The 20,365-nt window shown below is 72.0% G+C and carries 17 protein-coding genes; 9 read left to right on the top strand and 8 right to left on the bottom strand.

Translation table 11 applies throughout. From position 1 onward, the window contains the following. Window positions 1-55: 55 nt before the first annotated feature. Window positions 56-874: an SAM-dependent methyltransferase gene (locus RLT58_RS02525; RefSeq protein ID WP_311308705.1), complete on the top strand. Its 819-nt coding sequence runs from the start codon at window positions 56-58 to the stop codon at window positions 872-874. Then, a complete protein-coding gene (locus RLT58_RS02520) occupies window positions 871-3,045 on the top strand; it encodes a putative bifunctional diguanylate cyclase/phosphodiesterase (protein ID WP_311308704.1) in 2,175 nt (724 codons plus the stop codon). Before RLT58_RS02525 ends, RLT58_RS02520 begins: the two co-directional genes overlap by 4 nt. A 33-nt stretch (window positions 3,046-3,078) precedes the next feature. Here RLT58_RS02520 and RLT58_RS02515 read toward each other — a convergent pair whose 3' ends face one another. Continuing rightward, window positions 3,079-3,987, bottom strand: a complete 909-nt coding sequence (locus tag RLT58_RS02515; RefSeq protein ID WP_311308703.1) for a LysR family transcriptional regulator — start codon at window positions 3,985-3,987, stop codon at window positions 3,079-3,081. Between the two features lie 95 nt (window positions 3,988-4,082). On the opposite strand from RLT58_RS02515, the gene RLT58_RS02510 reads away from it, so the two are divergent. The 3 genes from RLT58_RS02510 to RLT58_RS02500 are packed head-to-tail and all read left to right on the top strand — an operon-like array spanning window position 4,083 to window position 7,484. Next, window positions 4,083-4,790 carry a succinate dehydrogenase gene (locus tag RLT58_RS02510; RefSeq protein WP_311308702.1) on the top strand — a complete coding sequence of 236 codons (708 nt, stop codon included), beginning with the start codon at window positions 4,083-4,085 and terminating at the stop codon, window positions 4,788-4,790. A 1-nt stretch (window position 4,791) separates the two neighbouring features. Continuing rightward, on the top strand, window positions 4,792-6,741 hold the full coding sequence (locus RLT58_RS02505; RefSeq protein ID WP_311308701.1) for a fumarate reductase/succinate dehydrogenase flavoprotein subunit: 1,950 nt from the start codon (window positions 4,792-4,794) through the stop codon (window positions 6,739-6,741). Continuing rightward, entirely contained in the window at window positions 6,738-7,484 is a 747-nt protein-coding gene (locus RLT58_RS02500) for a succinate dehydrogenase/fumarate reductase iron-sulfur subunit (protein WP_311308700.1), read from the top strand. Before RLT58_RS02505 ends, RLT58_RS02500 begins: the two co-directional genes overlap by 4 nt. A 75-nt stretch (window positions 7,485-7,559) precedes the next feature. Here RLT58_RS02500 and RLT58_RS02495 read toward each other — a convergent pair whose 3' ends face one another. Together RLT58_RS02495 and RLT58_RS02490 are read right to left on the bottom strand one after the other, a co-directional pair. Continuing rightward, window positions 7,560-9,326, bottom strand: a complete 1,767-nt coding sequence (locus RLT58_RS02495; protein WP_311308699.1) for a glycosyl hydrolase family 18 protein — start codon at window positions 9,324-9,326, stop codon at window positions 7,560-7,562. A 176-nt stretch (window positions 9,327-9,502) separates the two neighbouring features. Beyond that, a complete protein-coding gene (locus RLT58_RS02490; RefSeq protein WP_311308698.1) occupies window positions 9,503-11,926 on the bottom strand; it encodes an excinuclease ABC subunit UvrA in 2,424 nt (807 codons plus the stop codon). 38 nt (window positions 11,927-11,964) lie between these two features. On the opposite strand from RLT58_RS02490, the gene RLT58_RS02485 reads away from it, so the two are divergent. Beyond that, window positions 11,965-12,453, top strand: a complete 489-nt coding sequence (locus RLT58_RS02485) for a phosphatase domain-containing protein (protein WP_311308697.1) — start codon at window positions 11,965-11,967, stop codon at window positions 12,451-12,453. A gap of 38 nt (window positions 12,454-12,491) precedes the next feature. Here RLT58_RS02485 and RLT58_RS02480 read toward each other — a convergent pair whose 3' ends face one another. Continuing rightward, complete coding sequence (locus tag RLT58_RS02480; RefSeq protein ID WP_311308696.1) at window positions 12,492-12,707, bottom strand: dodecin; 216 nt, start codon at window positions 12,705-12,707, stop codon at window positions 12,492-12,494. Between the two features lie 202 nt (window positions 12,708-12,909). Here RLT58_RS02480 and RLT58_RS02475 point away from each other — a divergent pair, with 202 nt between their 5' ends. From RLT58_RS02475 to RLT58_RS02465, 3 genes are all read left to right on the top strand, one after another. Further along, window positions 12,910-14,166, top strand: a complete 1,257-nt coding sequence (locus RLT58_RS02475; RefSeq protein ID WP_311308695.1) for an extracellular solute-binding protein — start codon at window positions 12,910-12,912, stop codon at window positions 14,164-14,166. A 193-nt stretch (window positions 14,167-14,359) separates the two neighbouring features. Next, on the top strand, window positions 14,360-15,154 hold the full coding sequence (locus RLT58_RS02470) for a GNAT family N-acetyltransferase (RefSeq protein ID WP_311308694.1): 795 nt from the start codon (window positions 14,360-14,362) through the stop codon (window positions 15,152-15,154). Next, the gene (locus tag RLT58_RS02465) at window positions 15,151-15,981 is read left to right on the top strand and encodes a lysophospholipid acyltransferase family protein (RefSeq protein ID WP_311308693.1); all 831 of its coding nucleotides are present in this window, start codon (window positions 15,151-15,153) and stop codon (window positions 15,979-15,981) included. Before RLT58_RS02470 ends, RLT58_RS02465 begins: the two co-directional genes overlap by 4 nt. Here RLT58_RS02465 and egtD read toward each other — a convergent pair. From egtD to egtA, 4 genes are read right to left on the bottom strand one after another with little or no spacing between them, the layout of a single operon-like run. Next, entirely contained in the window at window positions 15,924-16,886 is a 963-nt protein-coding gene (gene egtD, locus RLT58_RS02460; RefSeq protein WP_311308692.1) for an L-histidine N(alpha)-methyltransferase, read from the bottom strand. The two genes, RLT58_RS02465 and egtD, sit on opposite strands and share 58 nt — an antisense overlap. Further along, entirely contained in the window at window positions 16,883-17,638 is a 756-nt protein-coding gene (egtC, locus tag RLT58_RS02455) for an ergothioneine biosynthesis protein EgtC (RefSeq protein ID WP_311308691.1), read from the bottom strand. The genes egtD and egtC overlap by 4 nt, the downstream gene beginning before the upstream one ends. Further along, on the bottom strand, window positions 17,638-18,987 hold the full coding sequence (egtB, locus tag RLT58_RS02450; RefSeq protein WP_311308690.1) for an ergothioneine biosynthesis protein EgtB: 1,350 nt from the start codon (window positions 18,985-18,987) through the stop codon (window positions 17,638-17,640). Before egtB ends, egtC begins: the two co-directional genes overlap by 1 nt. Further along, on the bottom strand, window positions 18,984-20,297 hold the full coding sequence (gene egtA / locus RLT58_RS02445) for an ergothioneine biosynthesis glutamate--cysteine ligase EgtA (protein WP_311308689.1): 1,314 nt from the start codon (window positions 20,295-20,297) through the stop codon (window positions 18,984-18,986). The genes egtB and egtA overlap by 4 nt, the downstream gene beginning before the upstream one ends. Window positions 20,298-20,365: the final 68 nt, after the last annotated feature.

Genomic DNA, 20,365 nt, shown 5'->3' with positions numbered 1-20,365 from the left:
TCCACACTGACCATGAACATGGCCGGATCGCCGTGGCGACTTGTTGGAGACATCGATGGAGCGTCCCGCCTGGGCACCGCAAGGCATTGACATTTCGGTGCCGAGTGTGTCCCGAATGTATGACTTCTATCTGGGCGGATCGCACAATTTCGAGGTGGACCGGGAAGCGGCCCGCAAGGCCATGGAGTTCATGCCGGGACTTCCCAAGATCATGCAGGCGAACCGCGCGTTTATGCGCCGCGCGGTGCGTTACGCACTGGGAGAGGGCGTCACCCAGTTCCTGGACATCGGATCCGGGATACCCACCTTCGGCAATGTCCACGAGGTCGCCCAGACGATCGACCCGGCCGCCAAGGTGGCCTACGTCGACCACGACCCGGTCGCCGTCGCGCACAGCCAGGCGGTGCTGGAGGGCAACGAGGGAGCCGTGATCGCCACCGCGGACCTGCGCCGCCCCCAGGAGATCCGGGACAGCAAGGAGATCACCGGGCTCCTCGACCTCGGCCGCCCCGTGGCGCTGCTCCTGGTCGCCGTCCTGCACTTCATCGAGGACTCCGACGACCCGCACGCCGCCGTCGCCGAGCTGAGCGAGCTGCTGGCCCCCGGCAGCCTCCTCGTCGTCACCCATGCCTCGTACGAGGGCATTCCGCTGACGCAGGAGCAGGCCGACGGCACGGTCGGGGTGTACAAGAACATCCGCAACCCGCTCGTCATGCGCTCGCGCGACGAGATCGGCCGGTTCTTCGACGGCTACGAGATGGTCGAGCCGGGCCTCGTGTCGATGCCGCTCTGGCACCCGGACAGCCCCGTCGCGCCGGAGAACGAGGACCCATACGCCTTCTCGGGCTTCGCGGGAGTGGGACGCAAGGCGTGAGCATCCCCGCGCAGTCGTCCGGGGCCCCGGACGCGGAGCCCGACGGCCCGGAAGGCAGGCTCCGGAGGTTCGCCACCATCTGGAGCCGGGCGATCTTCCCGTCCACGGCCACCTCCATGACCCGGCCCGAGTTCGAACAGCATCTGCTGCCGCTGGCCCGCACGCTCAGCGACGCCCTGCACGCCCACCCCTTCGACGCGGCCCCCGCCAACCGGGTCGGCGGCGCGCTCGTCGCGGCCCACTGCACGGACCCGGACGCGCTCAGCTCCACCCTCGGCGTCGTCGACTCCTACCTGGTGCTCTACTGCGGCGGCAACGGACCCTTGCCGCTGACCACCGAGGACAGCCGGTCGCGCTGTGCCCGGATCCAGCACGCCGTGGCGGCCGGCTTCACCCAGGCCCTGCGCGAGCGGACGCTGGCCGAGCAGGAGGCCATCGCCCGCTCCGCGCTCACCGCGCGCTCGGACGCCGAACAGGCCCTGCACGCCACCGAGGCACGCTTCCGGGCCGTCTTCAAGGACGCGGCCATCGGCATCGGCATCGCCGACCTGGACGGCAATGTGCTGGAGGTGAACGACACGCTCACCCGGATGTTCGGCGGGCTGGAGAATCACGTCCTCAGCCACCGCGTCAACGAGTGGGTCCACCCCGAGGACTCCCCACAGGTCTGGAAGTACTACAACGAGCTGGTACGCGGCGAACGCGACCACTACCGCGTCGAGAAGCCGTACTACCGCAACGACGGCACCGTCCTGTGGACCAATCTGACGGTCTCGCTCCTGCGCGACTCCGAGGGCCGGCCCGAATACCAGCTGGCGCTGATGGAGGACACCACCGAGCGCAGGCTCCTCAATCTGCGGCTGCGGTACGAGGCCACCCACGACGCGCTGACCGGTCTGCCCAACCGGACGCTCTTTTTCGAGCGTCTCGAGAAAGCGCTCTCGGCGCACGACGGCAGCCGTTTCGGCCTCTGCTACCTGGACCTCGACGGCTTCAAGGCGATCAACGACAGCCTCGGCCACGCCTCGGGCGACCGGCTGCTCGTCAAGGTCGCCGACCGGCTGCAGAGCTGTGCCACGGCACCGGGCGAGATGGTGGCCCGGCTGGGCGGCGACGAGTTCGTCGCCCTGACCACCGGCCCCGACACGGCCGCCGAGGTCGACGAACTCGCCTGCCGGATCCTCGGTGTGCTCGCCACCCCGATCCGCCTCGACGGGCGCGAACTGACGGTGCGCGGCTCCATCGGCGTCGTCGAGGGGCCCGCGGGCGAGCGCAGCGCGGCGGAGGTGCTGCGCAGCGCCGACATCACGATGTACCGCGCCAAGTCGGCGGGCGGCAACCGCTTCGAGATCGCCGACGCGGAGGCGGACGCCCGGGCCATCACCCGGCACGGACTGACCACCGCGCTGCCGGCCGCCCTGGAGCGCGGCGAGTTCTTCATCGAGTACCAGCCGCTGGTGCACCTCGGCGACGGTACGGTGCACGGCGCGGAGGCGCTGGTGCGCTGGTGCCACCCGCAGCACGGGGTCCTGGGGCCCGACCGGTTCATCGCGCTCGCCGAGCACACCGGGCTCATCGTGCCGCTCGGCCGCTGGGTGCTGGAGGAATCGGTCCGGCAGGCCAACTTCTGGCAGGAGCGGCATACCGACGGCGGTCCGCTGCGGATCAACGTCAACCTCTCGCCGGCCCAGCTGCACCATCCGCAGCTGGTCGCGGAGACCGTCGACGTCCTGGAGCGGTCGGGGCTCGAAGCCGGTGCGCTGTGCCTGGAGGTCACCGAGTCGGCGCTCATCGGGGCCGACGAGGACCTGCTGAAGCCGTTGCGGCAGCTGGCGGAGATGGGCGTCGACATAGCGCTCGACGACTTCGGCACGGGCTACTCCAACCTGGCGAACCTGCGGCGGCTGCCGGTGAGCGTGCTGAAGCTGGACCGTTCCTTCACACAGGGGATGCAGCACCACCCGGCCGATCCGGTGGACCTGAAGATCGTGGAGGGCATCGTCTCGCTCGCCCACAGCCTGGACCTGGCGGTCACGGTCGAGGGCGTGGAGACGGGCGCCCAGGCCGAGCAGCTGCGGCAGCTGGGCTGCGACACGGCCCAGGGCTGGTACTACGCCCGGCCCGGCGCGCCCGACCGCATCCACTCGCTGCTGCTGGCCGACGCGGTGTGAGATCCGGACGGACCGCGGTGTCCCCGAACCCCGTCAGGCGTTCGGGGAGACCGCGTCCGTCCGGCTGGCCAGCAGCACCCGCTGGAGCTCGCGGGCCGCGCGCGGCGGCGCCACGTCGCTGCGGTGCGCCAGCGCGATGGTGCGACGCAGCCCGGGCCGCGCCAGCGGTGTCGTCCGCAGGCCGTGGCCGGACCGGTTCGCGACCATGCTGGGGACCACCGCGACGCCCAGACCGGCGCGCACGAAGCCGAGCACCGCGTCCATCTCGCCGCCCTCCACGGTGAACGACGGCTCGAAGCCCTCGGCCCGGCAGGCGGCCACCGTCAGCTCCCGCAGGTCGTAGCCGTGCCGGAACATCACCAGCGGCTCGCCCTCGAGATCCGCGATCCGGACCCGGCCGCCCCGCCCGGGGCGCGGGCCGTCCGCCGAGGAGACCACCACCAGGTCCTCCTGGAGCAGTTCCACCGCGGTCAGCGCGGGCGAGGCCGCCGGCAGCGGCAGCACCACCAGGGCCAGATCGAGCGCGCCGCGCGCCAGCTGCCGTACCAGGTCGTGCGAACCGCCCTCCTCCAGCAGCAGCCGGATCCCCGGGTGCAGGTCGTGAAAGGCGCGCAGGACGTCGGGCAGCAGGCCCGTGCAGAGGCTGGGGGTCGCACCGAGCCTGACCCGGCCCCGGCGCAGCTGGGCCAGCTCCTGCACCTCGTGGCGTGCCGTGTCCGCGTCGGCCAGGATGCGCCGGGCGAGCGGCAGCAGGGCCTCTCCGGCGTCCGTCAGGGTGATGTTGCCCCGGGCCCGGCTGAACAGCTCGGCGCCCAGCTCGGTCTCCAGGGCCCTGATCTGCTGGGAGAGCGAGGGCTGCGAGACATGCACCTCCTCCGCGGCGCGGGTGAAGTGCCGGGTCTCGGCGACCGCAACGAAATAGGCGAGCTGCTGGAACTGCATACGCGCAGCCTACCGCCCTCGATAGGCCATACCTATGGACATGAGCCATTCCATGTCTTGGACTGATCGGGGCCCTCGGTCCTAGCGTCGTGTCCATGGCATTGGCAACGCGACCGGACCGACGGCCGTCCATGACGCGCACGCTCTGGGACTCGTCCGTCGGCAAGAAGGCGATCATGGCCGTGAGCGGCCTGATCATGGTCCTCTACCTGGCCGCCCACATGGTCGGCAACCTGAAGATCTTCTTCGGCCCCGACGAGTTCAACGGCTACGGGCACTGGCTGCGGGTGATGGGCGAGCCGTTCCTGCACCACGAGTGGGCGCTGTGGCTCGTGCGCGTCGTCCTCCTGTCCGCCGTGGTGCTGCACGCCGTCTCCGCCTACCAGCTCAGCCGGCGCGACCTGAAGGCGCGTCCCAGCAAGTACGTGCACAAGAAGCCGCGCGCCAGCTACGCCACCCGCACCATGCGCTACGGCGGCGTCATCCTCGGACTCTTCCTGGTCTGGCACATCCTGGACCTGACGACGGGTACCGCGCACCCCGGCGGATTCCAGGCCGGACACCCGTACCAGAACGTCATCGACACGTTCTCCACCTGGTACGGCAACGTCGTCTACATCGCCGCCGTCCTCGCCATGGGGCTGCACGTCCGGCACGGGTTCTGGAGCGCGGCCCAGACCCTCGGCGCGGGCCGTGCGACCCGCGACCGCGCCCTGAAGACCGTGGCCAACGTCCTCGCACTGGTGCTGACGGCGGGCTTCGTCTCCGTACCCGTCGGCGTCATGACCGGAGTGGTGAGCTGACATGAACGACTACACCGACTACCCGACCGGCGCGCCCCTCGTCGACACCAAGGCGCCCGAGGGCCCGGTCGCCGAGCGCTGGGACACCCGCCGCTTCCAGGCCAGGCTGGTCAACCCGGCCAACCGCCGCAAGCACACCGTCATCGTCGTCGGCACCGGGCTCGCCGGCGGCTCGGCCGGCGCCACCCTGGCCGAACAGGGCTACCACGTCGTGCAGTTCTGCTTCCAGGACTCGCCCCGCCGGGCCCACTCGGTCGCCGCCCAGGGCGGCATCAACGCGGCGAAGAACTACCGCAACGACGGCGACTCGGTCCACCGGCTCTTCTACGACACCGTCAAGGGCGGCGACTTCCGCGCCCGCGAGTCCAACGTCCACCGGCTCGCCCAGATCTCCGTCGAGATCATCGACCAGTGCGTCGCCCAGGGCGTCCCCTTCGCCCGCGAGTACGGCGGCCTGCTCGACAACCGCTCCTTCGGCGGCGTCCAGGTCTCCCGCACCTTCTACGCCCGGGGCCAGACGGGGCAGCAACTGCTCCTCGGCGCCTACCAGGCACTGTCCCGGCAGATCGCCGCGGGCAACGTCGAGCTGCACTCCCGTACCGAGATGCTCGACCTGATCGTGGTCGACGGCAGGGCCCGGGGCATCGTCGCCCGCGACCTGGTCACCGGCAGGATCGACACCTACTTCGCCGACGCCGTCGTGCTGGCCAGCGGCGGGTACGGCAACGTCTTCTACCTCTCGACCAACGCGATGAACTCCAACGCCACCGCCGTCTGGCGCGCCCACCGGCGCGGGGCGTACTTCGCCAACCCCTGCTTCACCCAGATCCACCCCACCTGCATCCCGCGCACCGGCGACCACCAGTCCAAGCTGACGCTGATGAGCGAGTCGCTGCGCAACGACGGCCGCATCTGGGTGCCGAAGGCCAAGGGCGACACCCGCCCCGCCGGCGAGATCCCCGAGGACGAGCGCGACTACTACCTGGAGCGCATCTACCCCGCCTTCGGCAACCTCGTGCCCCGCGACATCGCCTCCCGCGCCGCGAAGAACGTCTGCGACGAGGGGCGCGGCGTCGGGCCCGGCGGCCAGGGCGTCTACCTGGACTTCGCCGAGGCCATCGAGCGGATGGGGCGGTCCAAGGTCGAGGAGAAGTACGGCAACCTCTTCGACATGTACGCGCAGATCACGGCGGAGAACCCGTACGAGACACCGATGCGCATCTACCCGGCCGTGCACTACACGATGGGCGGCCTCTGGGTCGACTACGACCTCCAGACCACGATCCCGGGCCTGTTCGCGATCGGTGAGGCCAACTTCTCCGACCACGGGGCCAACCGGCTCGGCGCCTCGGCGCTGATGCAGGGCCTCGCCGACGGCTACTTCGTCCTGCCGTCGACCATCAACGACTACCTGGCCCGCAACCCGCACCACGGGAAAGTCGACGCCTCCCACCCGGCCGTGGAGGAGGCCGTCGCCGAGACCGAGGACCGGCTGAACCTGCTGCTGGCCGTGGACGGCGACCGCACCCCCGACTCCTTCCACCGGGAGATCGGCGAACTCATGTGGGAGTACTGCGGGATGGCCCGCACCGAACAGGGGCTGCGCAAGGCGCTCGCCCGGATCCCGCAGATCCGCGAGGAGTTCTGGCGCCGCATCAAGGTCCCCGGTACCGGCGAGGAGTTCAACCAGTCGCTGGAGAAGGCCAACCGCGTCGTCGACTACCTCGAACTCGCCGAGCTGATGTGCCTGGACGCCCTGCACCGCGCCGAGTCCTGCGGCGGCCACTTCCGCGAGGAGTCGCAGACCCCGGACGGCGAGGCCGCCCGGCGCGACGAGGAGTTCTCCTACGCCGCCGCCTGGGAGTTCACCGCCACCGGCGGCGCCCCCGTCCTGCACAAGGAAGACCTCGTCTTCGAGTACGTCCACCCCACCCAGCGGAGCTACGCATGAAGCTCACCCTGCGCGTCTGGCGCCAGAAGAACGCCGACGCCCCCGGTGCCATGTCCACCTACGACGTGGACGGCATCTCGCGGGACATGTCGTTCCTGGAGATGCTCGACAGACTCAACGAGGAACTCATCCTCGCCGGTGACGACCCCGTCGCCTTCGACCACGACTGCCGCGAGGGCATCTGCGGGGCGTGCAGCCTCGTCATCAACGGCGACGCCCACGGCCCGGAGCGCACCACCACCTGCCAGCTCCACATGCGGTCCTTCGAGGACGGCGACACCATCGACATCGAGCCCTGGCGCGCCTCGGCCTTCCCGGTGGTCAAGGACCTGGTCGTGGACCGCTCGGCCTTCGACCGGATCATCCAGGCCGGCGGCTACATCTCCGCCCCCACCGGCACGGCACCCGACGCGCACGCCACCCCGGTGCCGAAGCCGGACGCCGACTTCGCCTTCGAGCACGCCGAGTGCATCGGCTGCGGTGCCTGCGTCGCCGCCTGCCCGAACGGTTCGGCGATGCTATTCACCTCGGCGAAGGTCAACCACCTCAACGTCCTGCCGCAGGGCGCCCCCGAGCGCGAGACCCGGGTGCTCGACATGGTGGGGCAGATGGACAGCGAGGGCTTCGGCGGCTGCACGCTCACGGGGGAGTGCGCCACCGCCTGTCCCAAGGGCATTCCGCTGCCGTCGATCTCCGCGATGAACAAGGAGTGGCTGCGCGCCGCCCGCAAGGTCGACCGCTGAGACAGCCCGGGGCCCCGGTTCCGGAGGCCGCCCGCCTCCGGAACCGGGGCCCGGTCGTGCCCGGGGAGCAGGAGGTCAGGAGGTCACGGAGAGGTCGTCCCCGTAGACCGTGCCCTGGCCGTACCAGCCGTGCAGATAGACCGTCACCGTGCCGTTCGCCCCGGTGGTGAAGGGCACCGACTGCTTGACGTAGCCGCTCGACGAACCCCAGGTGCTCGCCGTGGCCCCGCCCTTGACGCCGAGGTAGCCGTAGTTGCCCTGCACCCAGCCGCTCAGGGTGTACTTCGTGTTGGGGGACAGGGTGAGCGTCTGCGTGCACTCGCCGGTCTGGGACGCGGTGGCCGCGGCGGCGAGCGCGTGCGTACCGCCGTGCACCGGGGTGGAGACGACCGCGCCGCCGGACTCGCAGGTCCAGGGGCCCAGCGCACCGGTCTCGAAGTCGCCGTTGACCAGCGACCCCGTGCCGCCGCCCGGACCGGACACCGTCAGGGTGAAGGAGGCCGAGTGGCTGAGCGTGCCCGAGGCACCGGTCACGGTCAGGGTGTACGTGCCGGGCGCGGCCGACGCCGAGGCGTTCACCGTCAGGGTGGAGCTGCCGCCCGCGGTGACCGAGGCCGGGCTGAGCGCCTCCGTCACACCGGCGGGTGCCCCGCTCACCGTCAGCGCGACGGTCCTGGCGCTGCCCGAGGTGACCGCGGTCTTCACTACGGCGGTGGCCGACTTGCCCGGGGCCACCGTCGCCGAACCGGGGGTGACGGCCACCGAGTAGTCGTCCGTCACGGGACCGGTGCCGCCGCCGGTGAACGGCGCGAAGGTGTGGCTGAAGTACCAGGTGTCCTGCGCGATCCCGGAGCAGGTGTCGCTGCCCCCGGTGCCGGGGCAGCCGCCGTTGTCGCGCTGGAGCGCCCAGAACGACAGGGTGCCGACGCCCTTGGAGACGGCCCAGTTGTAGACCACGGGGGCGTCGGCGGTGGTGAACGTCTCTGCCGGGCCGTAGTCGTCGATGCCCGGCATCTCGATGATGCCCGTCATGCCCCACAGCTGGGCGTCGGTCTTCGACGGGTAGAGGGTGGCCAGTTGGCCCTTCAGGCCGGTGATCGCCGTCTGGGTGTCCTGTGCCATGTTGTGCGAGGCGCCGTCGTAGTAGTCGAACGTCATGAGGTTGACGACATCGACCTTGGCGCCGTTGGACACCGCGTTGCGCAGCACCGCGAGGCCGCTGTCGGCCAGGCCGTGCGTGGTGGTGGGCAGGGTGTACGAGATCTGCACCGAGCGCCCGTTGGCGGCGGCCCAGTCCTGGACCTTCTTGATGGCCTTGTTGCGGCGGTCGATCCCGGCGCTGTTCTCCAGCGAGTTGTCCTCGATGTCCATGTCGAGGCGGGACACGTCGTAGGTCGTGATGACCTTCTCGTACGCCGCGGCGATGGAGTCGACGTTCGTGCAGCTGTCGGCGATCTCGGTGCCGCCGTTGTCGGCCGCGTAGCCGCCGAACGAGGGGATCACGTCGCCGCCGCGCGAGCGGATCGTGGTGAAGTCGGCGCCGAACTCGGATTGGGCGATGGGTGTGCCCGCATCACCGTTCCAGTACGGGGTGCAGGAACCGCGCGACTCGGTCTGGATGAAGGCCATGGTGAGGTATTTGGCACCGGACGCCTGCGAGAGCGCGGCCGGGCTGTCCCCGTTCCACGCCTCGAAGTAGGGCGCGAAGACATGCGCGGGCAGGGGGGTGGCGGCGGTCGCGGCGGCCTGTGCGCCGGCGCCCGATCCGAGGACCAGACCTGCGGACGCGACGGCGGTGGCCAAGGCGCTCAGGACGGCGCCGACTGTTCTTGGACGTCTCATGGGGCAGCTCCCAGCGGGGTGGGACAACGGGCGGATTGCCGTGAGGCATGCCCATGATTGGTCTGGACCAGCTAACTGTCAACATTCTTTACTGTTTCATGCCCAGCCACTTGCCGGGACCGGCCGCACATCCGGAACTCGCGCGGCAAAAAGGGGAGTTGGGGAGGGTTGGGCGTTCAGCCCCGGGGGAGCGCGGCCCGCAGATACGGGGCCGTGCGGCTGTCCTCGGACCCGGCAACCTCCGCCGGCGGCCCCGCCGCCACGATCCGCCCGCCCCGGTCGCCGCCGCCCGGACCGAGGTCGATCACCCAGTCGGCGCCCGCGACCACGGCCATGTCGTGCTCCACGACCACCACGGTGCCGCCCGCGTCGACCAGCCCGTGCAACTGCCGCATCAGCACCTCCACATCGGCCGGATGGAGCCCCGTCGTCGGCTCGTCCAGCAGATACAGGGTGTGGCCCCGGCGGGCCCGCTGGAGCTCCGCCGCCAGCTTGATCCGCTGCGCCTCGCCGCCCGACAGCTCCGTCGCGGGCTGCCCGAGCCGCAGATAGCCGAGCCCCACGTCGAGCAGCGTGCGCAGACTGCGGGCGGCGGCGGGCGTGTCCGCGAAGAAGCCGGCCGCCGACTCCACCGTCAGATCGAGGACCTGGGCGATGTTCATCCCCCGCAGCGTGACCTCCAGGGTCTTCGGGTTGTACCGCGCCCCGCGGCAGTCCGGGCAGGGCGCGTACGTGCTGGGCAGGAAGAGCAGCTCCACCGAGACGAACCCCTCGCCCTGGCAGGTCTCGCACCGCCCGCCCGCCACGTTGAAGGAGAACCGGCCCGCCCGGTAGCCCCGCTCGCGTGCCGTCGCCGTCTGCGCGAACAGCTTGCGCACGACGTCGAACAGCCCGGTGTACGTGGCGAGGTTGGAGCGGGGCGTACGGCCGATGGGCCGCTGGTCGACCTGGACGAGCCGGTCCACCGCGCCGAGCCCCTCGGCCGACGCGCAGCCCGCCCCGCCCGCCTCCGGCCGCTGCCCGTCGGCTCCCTCGGCCTGCCGGTCGGCCAGCACGCCCGCCAGCACCTGCCCCACCAGCGTCGACTTGCCGGACCCCGAGACCCCGGTGACGGCGGTGAACACCCCGAGCGGGAAGGCGGCGTCCACGCCGTGCACGTTGTGCCGGTCCACCCCGAACAGCCGCAGCCACCCCGTGGGCGTGCGCACCTGACGTACGGGCGCGGGGGAGTCGTCGAACAGGAAGCGCCGGGTCGCCGACTCCTCGACCCCGGCCAGCCCGGCCGGCGGTCCGCTGTGCAGCACCCGGCCCCCGTGCTCACCGGCGAGCGGGCCCACATCGACCAGCCAGTCGGCCTGCCGCATCACATCCAGCTGGTGCTCGACCACGAAGACGCTGTTCCCGGCCTCCTTGAGCCGGCCCAGCACCCCGAGCAGCGACTCCGTGTCCGCCGGATGCAGCCCGGCGGACGGCTCGTCCAGCACGTACACGACACCGAAGAGCCCCGAGCGCAGCTGGGTGGCCAGCCGCAGCCGCTGGAGCTCGCCGGAGGAGAGCGTCGGGGCGGTGCGGTCGAGGCCCAGGTAGCCGAGACCGAGTTCGGTGACGGTCTCGATCCGGGCCAGCAGGTCGGCGGTGAGCACCCGGGCGGTGTCGCCTCCGGTGGCCGACCCCAGCACTTCGGCCAGCCGGGTGAGGGGCAGCGCCGCCAGCTCGGCGATCGTGCGGCCCGCGAAGGTCACGGCCATGGCCTCGGGGCGCAGCCTGCTGCCGTCGCAGACCGGGCAGGGCTCACTGGTCAGGAAGCGTTCGGCCTTGGCCCGCAGGGCGCGGCTGCGGGAGTCGGCGAAGGTGTGCATCACATAGCGCCGCGCGCTCATGTACGTGCCCTGGTACGGGCGCTGGATCCGCCCCGCGTCCCGGACCGGATGCACGGTGGCCACCGGCTGCTCGTCGGTGAACAGGATCCACTCGCGGTCGGCCGGATCCAGCTCCCGCCAGGGCCGGTCCACGTCGTGGCCGAGGGCGTCCAGCACATCGCGCAGGTTCTTGCCCTGCCAGGCCCCGGGCCAGGCGGCGATCGCCCCGTCCCTGATCGAGAGTCCGGGGTCCGGGACCAGGAGTTCCTCGGTGGTGCGGTGGACCCGGCCCAGACCGTGGCACCGGGGACAGGCCCCGACGGCGGTGTTCGGCGAGAAGGCGTCGGAGTCCAGCCGCTCGGCACCCTCCGGATAGTCCCCGGCCCGGGAGAACAGCATCCGCAGGGAGTTGGACAGCGTCGTCACCGTACCCACGGAGGACCGGGCGCCGGGCGCGGACCTGCGCTGCTCCAGCGAGACGGCGGGCGGCAGCCCCGTGATCTCCCCGACCGCGGGCGCGCCGACCTGGTGGATCAGCCGGCGGGCGTAGGGCGCGACGGACTCGAAGTAGCGGCGCTGGGCCTCCGCGTAGATGGTCCCGAAGGCGAGCGAGGACTTGCCCGATCCGGAGACCCCGGTGAAGACGGCCAGGGTGTCGCGCGGGATGTCGACGTCGACGTCCCGCAGATTGTGCTCGCGGGCGCCGCGCACCCGGACGTACGGATCGTGAGGGGTGGTCATGGGGGGCGGGGCTCCGTACGGTTTGGTTTGCTGGGGGCATGAGTCACGACGCTCGGCCGCTGGCCGTATTCGATCTGGACGGCACGCTCGCCGACACCGCCCACCGCCAGCATTTCATCGAGGGCTCCCGGCGCGACTGGGCCGGCTTCTTCGCCGCCGCGGTCGACGACCCGCCCCTGGCCGAGGGCGTACGGCTGGCCCTGGAGAGCGCCGAGGAGTGCGAGGTCGTCTACCTCACCGGCCGCCCCGAGCGCTGCCGCAAGGACACCGTGGCCTGGCTGACCGCGCAGGGGCTGCCCGGGGGGCGGCTCCACATGCGGCGCAACGACGACCGGCGGCCGGCCCGCCGGACCAAGCTGGAGATCCTTCAACGGCTGGGGCGCGGCCGCGCGGTGCGGATGCTGGTGGACGACGACGAACTGGTCTGCGACGACGCGGAGCGGGCCGGCTTCACCGTGGTACGCGCCCGCTGGGCACGGGATTCGGCGGCCCTGAGGGACGCGCAGGAGCGCCAGGGCCGCACCTGAGGCCGTCAAGGCTGCACGGAGATGAGTGGCCGGATCCGTCACTCCGGATCGTCGAGCCGGAAGCCCACTTTCAGGCCGACCTGGTAGTGCTCGATTCGGCCATTCTCGATGTGGCCGCGCACCTGGGTGATCTCGAACCAGTCGAGATTGTGCAACGTTTCCGAAGCCCTTGCGACCCCGTTGCGGATGGCCGCATCCACGCCCTCATGGGAGGTTCCTACGATTTCCGTGACGCGATACGTGTGATTCGACATGGAATGTCTCCTCTCGGCCTTACCAAGGTGCCCTACCTCGGCCGGGTTCGCGAGGGGGCGGAGTGCGGTGGCATGTCCGGAACCGCCCTTGACCAAAGTATTGGTCCATACCAAAATCCAGCCACGCCCGTGCGAGCGCAGCCCGCAGTCCCCCACACCGGGTCGACACGTTTGTCCTGCCGTTTCGCAGAAGGTGACCCCGTTGAAGAACCGCATGCTCGTCGGAGCGATTGCCCTGATTTCCACCGTTGCGCTGGGCGGGTGCGGCATGATCCCCGGTTCGGGCGGTTCGGGCGACAAGAAGGTCACCATCTGGCTGATGAAGGACAGCGTCACCACCGATTTCCTGGACCGCTTCAAGAAGGCGTACGAGGACGAGCACTCGTCGGTCGAACTGGAGTTCAAGATCCAGAGCTGGAGCGGCATCGGCCCGAAGGTGCTCGAAGCGCTGGGCGGCAAGGACACGCCCGATGTCATCGAGGTCGGCAACACCCAGGTCGCCCAGTACGCGGAGAGCGGCAATCTGCGCGACCTCACCCTGGAGTCCATGCGTGACCTGGGCAGCGACGACTGGCTGCCCGGCCTCGCCGAGCCCGGCAGCATCGGCGGCGTCCAGTACGGAATCCCCTGGTACGCCGCCAACCGGGTGGTGATCTACAACAAGGACCTCTTCGAGCAGGCGGGCATCAAGAACCCCCCGAAGACGCGCGAGGAGTGGATCGCGGACAGCGAGAAGCTGAACAGCGGCGGCAATCAGGGCATGTATCTGGCCGGCCAGAACTGGTATGTGCTCGCCGGATTCATCTGGGACGAGGGCGGCGAACTCGCCACCGACAAGGGCGGCGAGTGGGCCGGCGCTCTCGACACCCCGGCCGCGCTCAAGGGCATGGACTTCTATTCCGAACTCCAGGCGCTCGGCGACGGCCCCAAGGACGCGGACGAGGAGAAGCCCCCGCAGAGCGAGGTGTTCGCCAAGGGAAATGTCGCCCAGATCATCTCCACCCCCAGCAGCGCGACCCTGATCGAGAAACTGAACCCCGAACTCAAGGGAAAGCTGGGGTATTTCCCGATTCCCGGCAAGACCGCGAAGGCGCCCGGCTCCGTGTTCACCGGCGGCTCCGACCTGATCGTCCCGCAGAAGGCGGCCCAGCGCAGCGCCGGATACGAGGTGATCAAGGCGCTGGCCGGGGCCAAGTGGCAGGAGCAGCTGGCCAAGGCCATGAGCTATGTGCCCAACAAGCCCTCGCTGGCCCATGTCATCGAGGGCGAGGAGAGCACCGCCGCGATGGCCGAGGGTGCCGCACGCGGCCACGCCACCCCGAACTCGCCGCAGTGGGCCGAGGTCGAGGCCGACAACCCGATCAAGCCCTATATGACGGCCGTCCTCCAGGGCGGGGACCCGGAGACCGAGGCGAAGAACGCCTCCGAGAATATCACCGCCCTGCTCGCGGGCAGCTGACCCGGCAGGCGCCGCACGGCCCCCGGTGAACGCCGGGAGCGCCGCGCACCTCGGGATTCAGCCGTCGCACATCCCGGCTCTCCATGGCGGTCACGTCGAATCCAGCCGGTGACGGAAGAAGTAAGGAGCCGGGCCGAAGCACCCCAGCGACGGCCCGGCAGCCGCCCTTGCCGACCCGTCCCCGGAGTCCGCCATGCCCGCGCTGCCCACCGTCTCCCCCGCCCCGATCCCGACACCGGCCCCGGCCGCCCAGCCCCGCTACCGGGTCTCGCTCGCCGCCGACCAGGACGAGATACGCGCCGCCCAGCGGCTGCGCCACCAGGTCTTCGCCGCGGAGTTCGGCGTCCGGCTGGACGGCCCCGAACCCGGTCTGGACAGCGACGCGTTCGACGCGTACTGCGACCACCTCCTGGTCCGGGAGACCGCCACCGGCGAGATCGTCGCGACCTACCGGCTGCTGCCGCCCGACCGGGCGCGGATCGCGGGCCGCCTCTACGCCGAGGGCGAGTTCGACCTCAGCCGGCTCGGCCCCATCCGCGACGACCTGGTCGAGGTCGGCCGCTCCTGCGTCCACCCGGCCCACCGCGACGGCGCCGTCATCGCCCTGATCTGGGCGGGCCTGGCCCGCTACATGCAGCGCAGCGGCCACAACTGGCTGGCCGGCTGCTGCTCCGTACCCCTCTCCGACGGCGGCACGGCGGCCGCCGGCGCCTGGGAGACCGTACGGGCGAAGCACCTGGCGCCCGAGGAGTACTGGGTCACCCCGCACCGCCTCTGGCAGCCCGCCGCCGACGCCCCGCCCGCCCCCGCCCCGCGCGCCGCGCTGCCTGCCCTGCTCCGGGGCTATCTGCGGCTCGGCGCCCGGGTCTGCGGGGCACCCGCGCACGATCCCGACTTCAACGTCGCCGACCTCTACGTCCTGCTGTCGCTGCGCGGCACCGACCCCCGCTATCTGCGCCACTTCCTCTCGCTCGCCCCGCAGCGATGAGCGGCGTCTGGCTGCCCGCCTCGCCCTGCACCCCGCGCGCCTGCGCCGCCCACGACGGCCCCGCCCGCCACCCGCTCCCGGCCGCCGCCCTGCTGCTCGCCGGCTGCCTGCTCACCCTCGCCGGCGTGCTGGGCGCACCGCTCGCGCTGCTGCTCCGGCAGCGCCACCGGGAGTGGCTGGTCCGCGGCTGGGCGCACGGCGTGGTGCGGGCCTTCGGCGTACGGACACGGATCGCCGGGCAGCCGGCCGCGAGCGGCGGCGGGCCCGGGGCGCTCGTCGTCGCGAACCATGTCTCCTGGCTCGACATCCCGCTGGTCGCGGCAGTGTGCCCCGGCCGCATGCTGGCCAAGAGCGACATCCGGGGCTGGCCGCTGCTCGGCCCGCTGGCCGCGCTCGGCGGCACCCTCTTCGTCGAGCGTGAACGGCTGCGCGCGCTGCCCGGTACCGTGGACGCGATCGCCTCCGCGCTGCGGGGCGGGGCGCGCGTCGTGGTCTTCCCGGAAGGCAGCACCTGGTGCGGGCGGGGGAGCGGCGGACCCTTCCGGCCCGCCGCCTTCCAGGCCGCGATCGACGCCGGGGCCGCCGTGCAGCCGGTCCGCATCCGCTACCTGGGCGCGGCGGCCGGAGCCGCCGCCTTCGTCGGCGAGGACCCGCTCGCCGCGTCCCTGTGGCGGGTGGTGCGGGCGGCGGGGCTGACCGCCGAGATCCACGTACTGCCGCGGATCCCGGCGGACGGCCGGACCGGCCGCCGCGCCCTGGCCCGGCTCGCTCAGTCCACCGTGGCCAGCGACAGCGCGAACCTGCCCCCGGAGTCGGTCCACCACTGAGCCAGCCGGAGCCCCGCACCGGCGAGTTCGCGGCGCACGCCCTCCTTGCGGAACTTCGCGGACACCTCCGTGCGCACCTCCTCGCCCTCCTCGAACGGCACCACCAGATCCAGTTCCGGAATCTTCACCGTCAGGGCCCGGCGGGCCCGCAGCCGCATCTCGATCCACTCCTCCTGCGGATTCCACCGGGCCACATGCGCGAAGTCGTCCGGTGCGAAGTCCGCGCCCAGCTCCCGGTCGACGACCGAGAGCACGTTGCGGTTGAACGCCGCCGTCACCCCGGCCGCGTCGTCGTACGCCGCGACCAGCACCTTCTCGTCCTTCACCAGGTCCGTGCCCAGCAGCAGCGTGTCACCGGGGGAGAGCAGCGCCCGCACGGAGCTCAGGAACACCTCCCGCTCGCCTGGCAGCAGATTGCCGATCGTGCCGCCCAGGAACGCCACCAGCCGGGGCCCCGGGGTCTCGGGGAGCGAGAGCCCGGCGGTGAAGTCGGCGATCAGGGCGTGCACGGACAGCCCGGGCCGCTCGTCGAGCAGGGCCTCGGCCGCGCCCCGCAGTGCGCTCTCGCTCACATCGACCGGGACATAACTGTCCAGCTCCGGCAGCGCGTCCAGCAGATGCCGGGTCTTCTCCGAGGAGCCGGAGCCCAGTTCGACGAGAGTCCGGGCGCCGGACGCGGCGGCGATCTCACCGGCCCGGTCGACCAGGATCTCCCGCTCGGCACGCGTCGGGTAGTACTCGGGCAGCCGGGTGATCTCCTCGAACAGCTCACTGCCCCGGGCGTCGTAGAACCACTTGGGCGGCAGGGTCTTCGGGTGCCGGGTCAGGCCGCTGAGCACATCGGCGCGCAGCGCCGCGTCCGTCGCGTCCACCGGCAGGGTGCGGGTCAGCAGAAAGGGACTCACTCGGTGGGCTCCTTGAGCGGGGTCAGCAGGACATCGGCGCGGGTCGCGGTCAGCAGGGTGCGGTCGGGGACCTCGCGCCAGCGCGGATCGTCGTCGTACGGCTCCGAGGCCACGACCGTGTGCCGGCCGGGCTCGGTCAGATGCCACAGCGTGTCGCCCCAGGCGGTCGCGACGATGCTGCGGCCGTCGGTGAGCAGCAGGTTGAGCCGGGAGCCGGGCGCCGCCTCGGCGGCCTCGACCACCGTGTCCGCCACGGCCTGCGGGAGCGCGTCGCCCGCCGCAAGCCGGTGCTGCACCAGGGCCCAGACCAGGGCCGAGTCGCAGCGGGCGGTGAGCCGGAGCAGTTCGGCCGGGGGCAGCGTGGCCGCCAGGGAGGCCAGGGACCCCGGCCAGCCCTTCACCGCGCCGTTGTGGCTGAACAGCACCCCGCCCCCGGTGAACGGCGCGGCCGCGGCCTCGCCGTCCGGGTCGGCCTCGGTGGCGTCCCGGACGGCGGCCAGCAGCGCGTGACTGCGCACCACCCGGGCGAGATCGGCAAAGGTCTGGTCGCCCCAGACGGGACCCTGGCGGCGGTAGCGCCCCGGCACGGGGTCGCCCTCGGCGTACCAGCCGACCCCGAAGCCGTCGGCGTTGACCGTCCCGTACCGCTGCCGGCGCGGTTCCCAGGACTGGCGCACCAGCGAGTGCACCGGCTGCGTCAGCACCTCGCCCAGGGCCACCGGTGGTCCCAGGTAGGCGATATGACGGCACATCAGAGATCCCTCGCGGTGCGAAACCCGGAGAAGATCTGCCGCCGGACCGGCAGGTCCCAGTTGCGGAACGTGCCCCGGCAGGCCACCGTGTCCACCGCGAACGAACCGCCCCGCAGCACCTTGTGCTCCGGCCCGAAGAACACCTCCGAGTACTCGCGGTACGGGAACGGCGCGAACCCCGGATACGGCAGGAAGTCGCTCGCCGTCCACTCCCACACATCGCCGATCAACTGCCCGGCGCCGCAGGGCGACCGGCCCTGCGGATACGCCCCGGCGGGCGCGGGCCGCAGATGGCGCTGGCCCAGATTGGCGCGCTCGGGCGTCGGGTCCTCGTCGCCCCACGGGTAGCGGCGGCTCCGCCCCGACGCGGGATCGTGGCGGGCCGCCTTCTCCCACTCCGCCTCGGTGGGCAGCCGCCGGCCCGCCCAGCGCGCGTAGGCGTCGGCCTCGTACCAGCTCACGTGCAGCACCGGCTCCTCGTCCGGCACCGGCTCGGTCACACCGAAACGGCGGCGCAGCCACTGCCCGGCGTCCCGGTGCCAGAACAGCGGCGCGGTCAGCTCGTGCTCGCGGACCATGGCCCAGCCCTCGGGCGCCCACCAGCGCCGCTCGGTGTAGCCGCCGTCCTCGATGAACGCCCGGTAGGCGCCGCAGGTCACCGGGGCGGTGTCGATGCGGAACCCGGGGACTTCGCGGCGGTGGGCGGGGCGTTCGTTGTCGAGCGCCCACGGCTCGGTCGACGTGCCCATGGTGAACGGGCCGCCGGGCACCTCCACCTCGGCCGGCAGCGCTGCCGCGCCGACGGGGCGCGGCGGCTCCGGAGCCGTCAGCACCGCCGGGCCCTTGCGCAGCTGATGCGTGATCAGCATGGTTTCGTCGTGCTGCTGTTCGTGCTGGGCGATCATCCCGAAGACGAAGCCGGACTCGACCAGGGCCCGGCCGCCGAGCGGGGTGGACTCCAGCACGTCCAGCGCCCGGCCGCGCACCTCGGAGGCGTAGCTTCGGGCCTCGGCGGGCGCCAGCAGCGGCAGGGACGGACGGGTGGCGCGCGGATGCTCGAAGGCGTCGTACAGGCCGTCGATCTCCGGCCGCATCGCCTCCCGTCCCGCGACGCCGCGCAGCAGCCACAGCTCCTCCTGGTTGCCGATGTGCGCGAGGTCCCAGACCAGCGGCGACATCAACGGGGAGTGCTGAGCGGTGAGATCACGGTCGTCCACGCTGTCGGTCAGCAGGGTGGTGCGCTCCCGGGCGGTGAGCAGCGCGGCGAGCGCGCGCTCCCGGAGCGCCTCGGCGTCCTGGGCGTCCGGGCTCCCTGTTCCGTACGGCGGGGAAGCGGGGGAGTCGGTCATGAGAGGGTCCCCTTCGGATGGGCGGTGCCGTGTGCGGGAGCCGTACCGAGCCGGTCCCGCAGATCGTCGGCCGGACATCGGCCCCGCGCGACATAGCGGTCGTGGAAGTCCGCCACCGCGTCCTGCACCGCTCTCGACGCGCCGAGCCGGGGCAGCGCCTCCAGGGCCAGCCCGAAGCAGACGGCGGCCGCCGCCCGCAGCTCCGGGTCGGTCAGGCCGTCCCGGGCGGCGCCCGCCCAGAGCGGATTGCGCGGGGCGGCCTGCGCGCCCGCGGTCTCGGCCAGCGGTTTGACGGTGCGGTACACGGTTTCGGCGGCCTCCGGGTCGTCGAACAAGGCGGTGGTGACGGCGAGCGGCACGATCCAGCCGTCCTCGCCCGGCTGCGCGTCGATCATGCGCAGCTCCAGGTGCCCGCGCGGGCGGACCGGCGGGAACAACGTGGTGATGTGGTAGTCGAGATCGGCCCGGCCGGGGCGTCTGGGCAGCCCGGAGCGGATCCACTCCCGGAAGGTCAGCCCGTCCGGCACGGCCCACGGACCCTCGCCCCGGATGCAGAGCACGGGCGTGTCCAGGACATGCGCGGTCCAGCCGTCGCGCGGCGGCAGCAGCCCGGCCGGGGCCAGCGTCCGCAGCGGGTCGAGGTCGGCCCACAGGGACTGGCGCGTCGAACGCCACGGCGTCGGCCCGCCCTGCCGGAAGGGTGAGTTGGCGAAGGCCGCCACCAGCACCGCGCCCAGCAGATGGGCCAGCTGCCAGCGCCGCCCGTAGCCGAGCGGACCGGGTTCCTCCTCTCCGGCGTCCAGACAGACCTGGACGGAAGCGGTCGTGCACATCATCGCGCGGCCGGCCGGCCCCCATCGGTCGAGGGCGGTCTCCATGGCGTCGTACCGGGGCTCGCGCAGGAGCCGGCGCGGTGGCTGCCAGGGATCGACGCCCAGTCCGGCCGGAGCGAGGTCCAGCCGGGCGAGGGCGGCCCGTACGGCGACGAGATCGGCGGCGGTGTCGTTGACGCACGCCATCAGGGAATCGGCGGGGCGCGAGCTGAGCTCCAGCTGGCCGCCGGGTTCGAAGGTGAGCGCCGCACTCAGGGGCAGCGCCCGGACGGCCGCAGCGGCCGCTTCGAGACGGTGGGGCGGGACGAGGCGGTGGGGGTGGTCGCGGTCGTGCAGGAGCCATTCGAGCTCGACTCCCACGATGCGGGGCGGCCCCGTCTTGAAACAGATGCCGCGCAGTAAATCCTCCGCCGCTCCCTCGCCGAGGGGCGGGTCCGAGCCGGGCGGACCGTGGCCGCCAGGAGTGTCGGGTGACATGCCGGGCCTCCTTCTTCCGGTGCGTCCGTCCTACCCAAACCGCTGTGAGGGGATCGCACAAGGGTGCC

This window comes from Streptomyces sp. ITFR-16, assembly GCF_031844705.1.
Taxonomy (GTDB): domain Bacteria; phylum Actinomycetota; class Actinomycetes; order Streptomycetales; family Streptomycetaceae; genus Streptomyces.
Note: the sequence above shows the minus strand (reverse complement) of the source record. Positions and strands in the feature narration are given on the sequence as shown.

Coding starts and splice junctions, on each gene's coding strand:
- RLT58_RS02485 (WP_311308697.1), top strand. CDS start 11,965: ATGAGTCACGACGCTCGGCCGCTGGCCGTATTCGATCTGGACGGCACG.
- RLT58_RS02505 (WP_311308701.1), top strand. CDS start 4,792: ATGAACGACTACACCGACTACCCGACCGGCGCGCCCCTCGTCGACACC.
- RLT58_RS02510 (WP_311308702.1), top strand. CDS start 4,083: ATGGCATTGGCAACGCGACCGGACCGACGGCCGTCCATGACGCGCACG.
- RLT58_RS02480 (WP_311308696.1), bottom strand. CDS start 12,707: ATGTCGAATCACACGTATCGCGTCACGGAAATCGTAGGAACCTCCCAT.
- egtB (WP_311308690.1), bottom strand. CDS start 18,987: ATGACCGACTCCCCCGCTTCCCCGCCGTACGGAACAGGGAGCCCGGAC.
- egtA (WP_311308689.1), bottom strand. CDS start 20,297: ATGTCACCCGACACTCCTGGCGGCCACGGTCCGCCCGGCTCGGACCCG.
- RLT58_RS02465 (WP_311308693.1), top strand. CDS start 15,151: ATGAGCGGCGTCTGGCTGCCCGCCTCGCCCTGCACCCCGCGCGCCTGC.
- RLT58_RS02490 (WP_311308698.1), bottom strand. CDS start 11,926: ATGACCACCCCTCACGATCCGTACGTCCGGGTGCGCGGCGCCCGCGAG.
- RLT58_RS02495 (WP_311308699.1), bottom strand. CDS start 9,326: ATGAGACGTCCAAGAACAGTCGGCGCCGTCCTGAGCGCCTTGGCCACC.
- RLT58_RS02525 (WP_311308705.1), top strand. CDS start 56: ATGGAGCGTCCCGCCTGGGCACCGCAAGGCATTGACATTTCGGTGCCG.
- RLT58_RS02515 (WP_311308703.1), bottom strand. CDS start 3,987: ATGCAGTTCCAGCAGCTCGCCTATTTCGTTGCGGTCGCCGAGACCCGG.
- RLT58_RS02470 (WP_311308694.1), top strand. CDS start 14,360: ATGCCCGCGCTGCCCACCGTCTCCCCCGCCCCGATCCCGACACCGGCC.
- RLT58_RS02500 (WP_311308700.1), top strand. CDS start 6,738: ATGAAGCTCACCCTGCGCGTCTGGCGCCAGAAGAACGCCGACGCCCCC.
- egtC (WP_311308691.1), bottom strand. CDS start 17,638: ATGTGCCGTCATATCGCCTACCTGGGACCACCGGTGGCCCTGGGCGAG.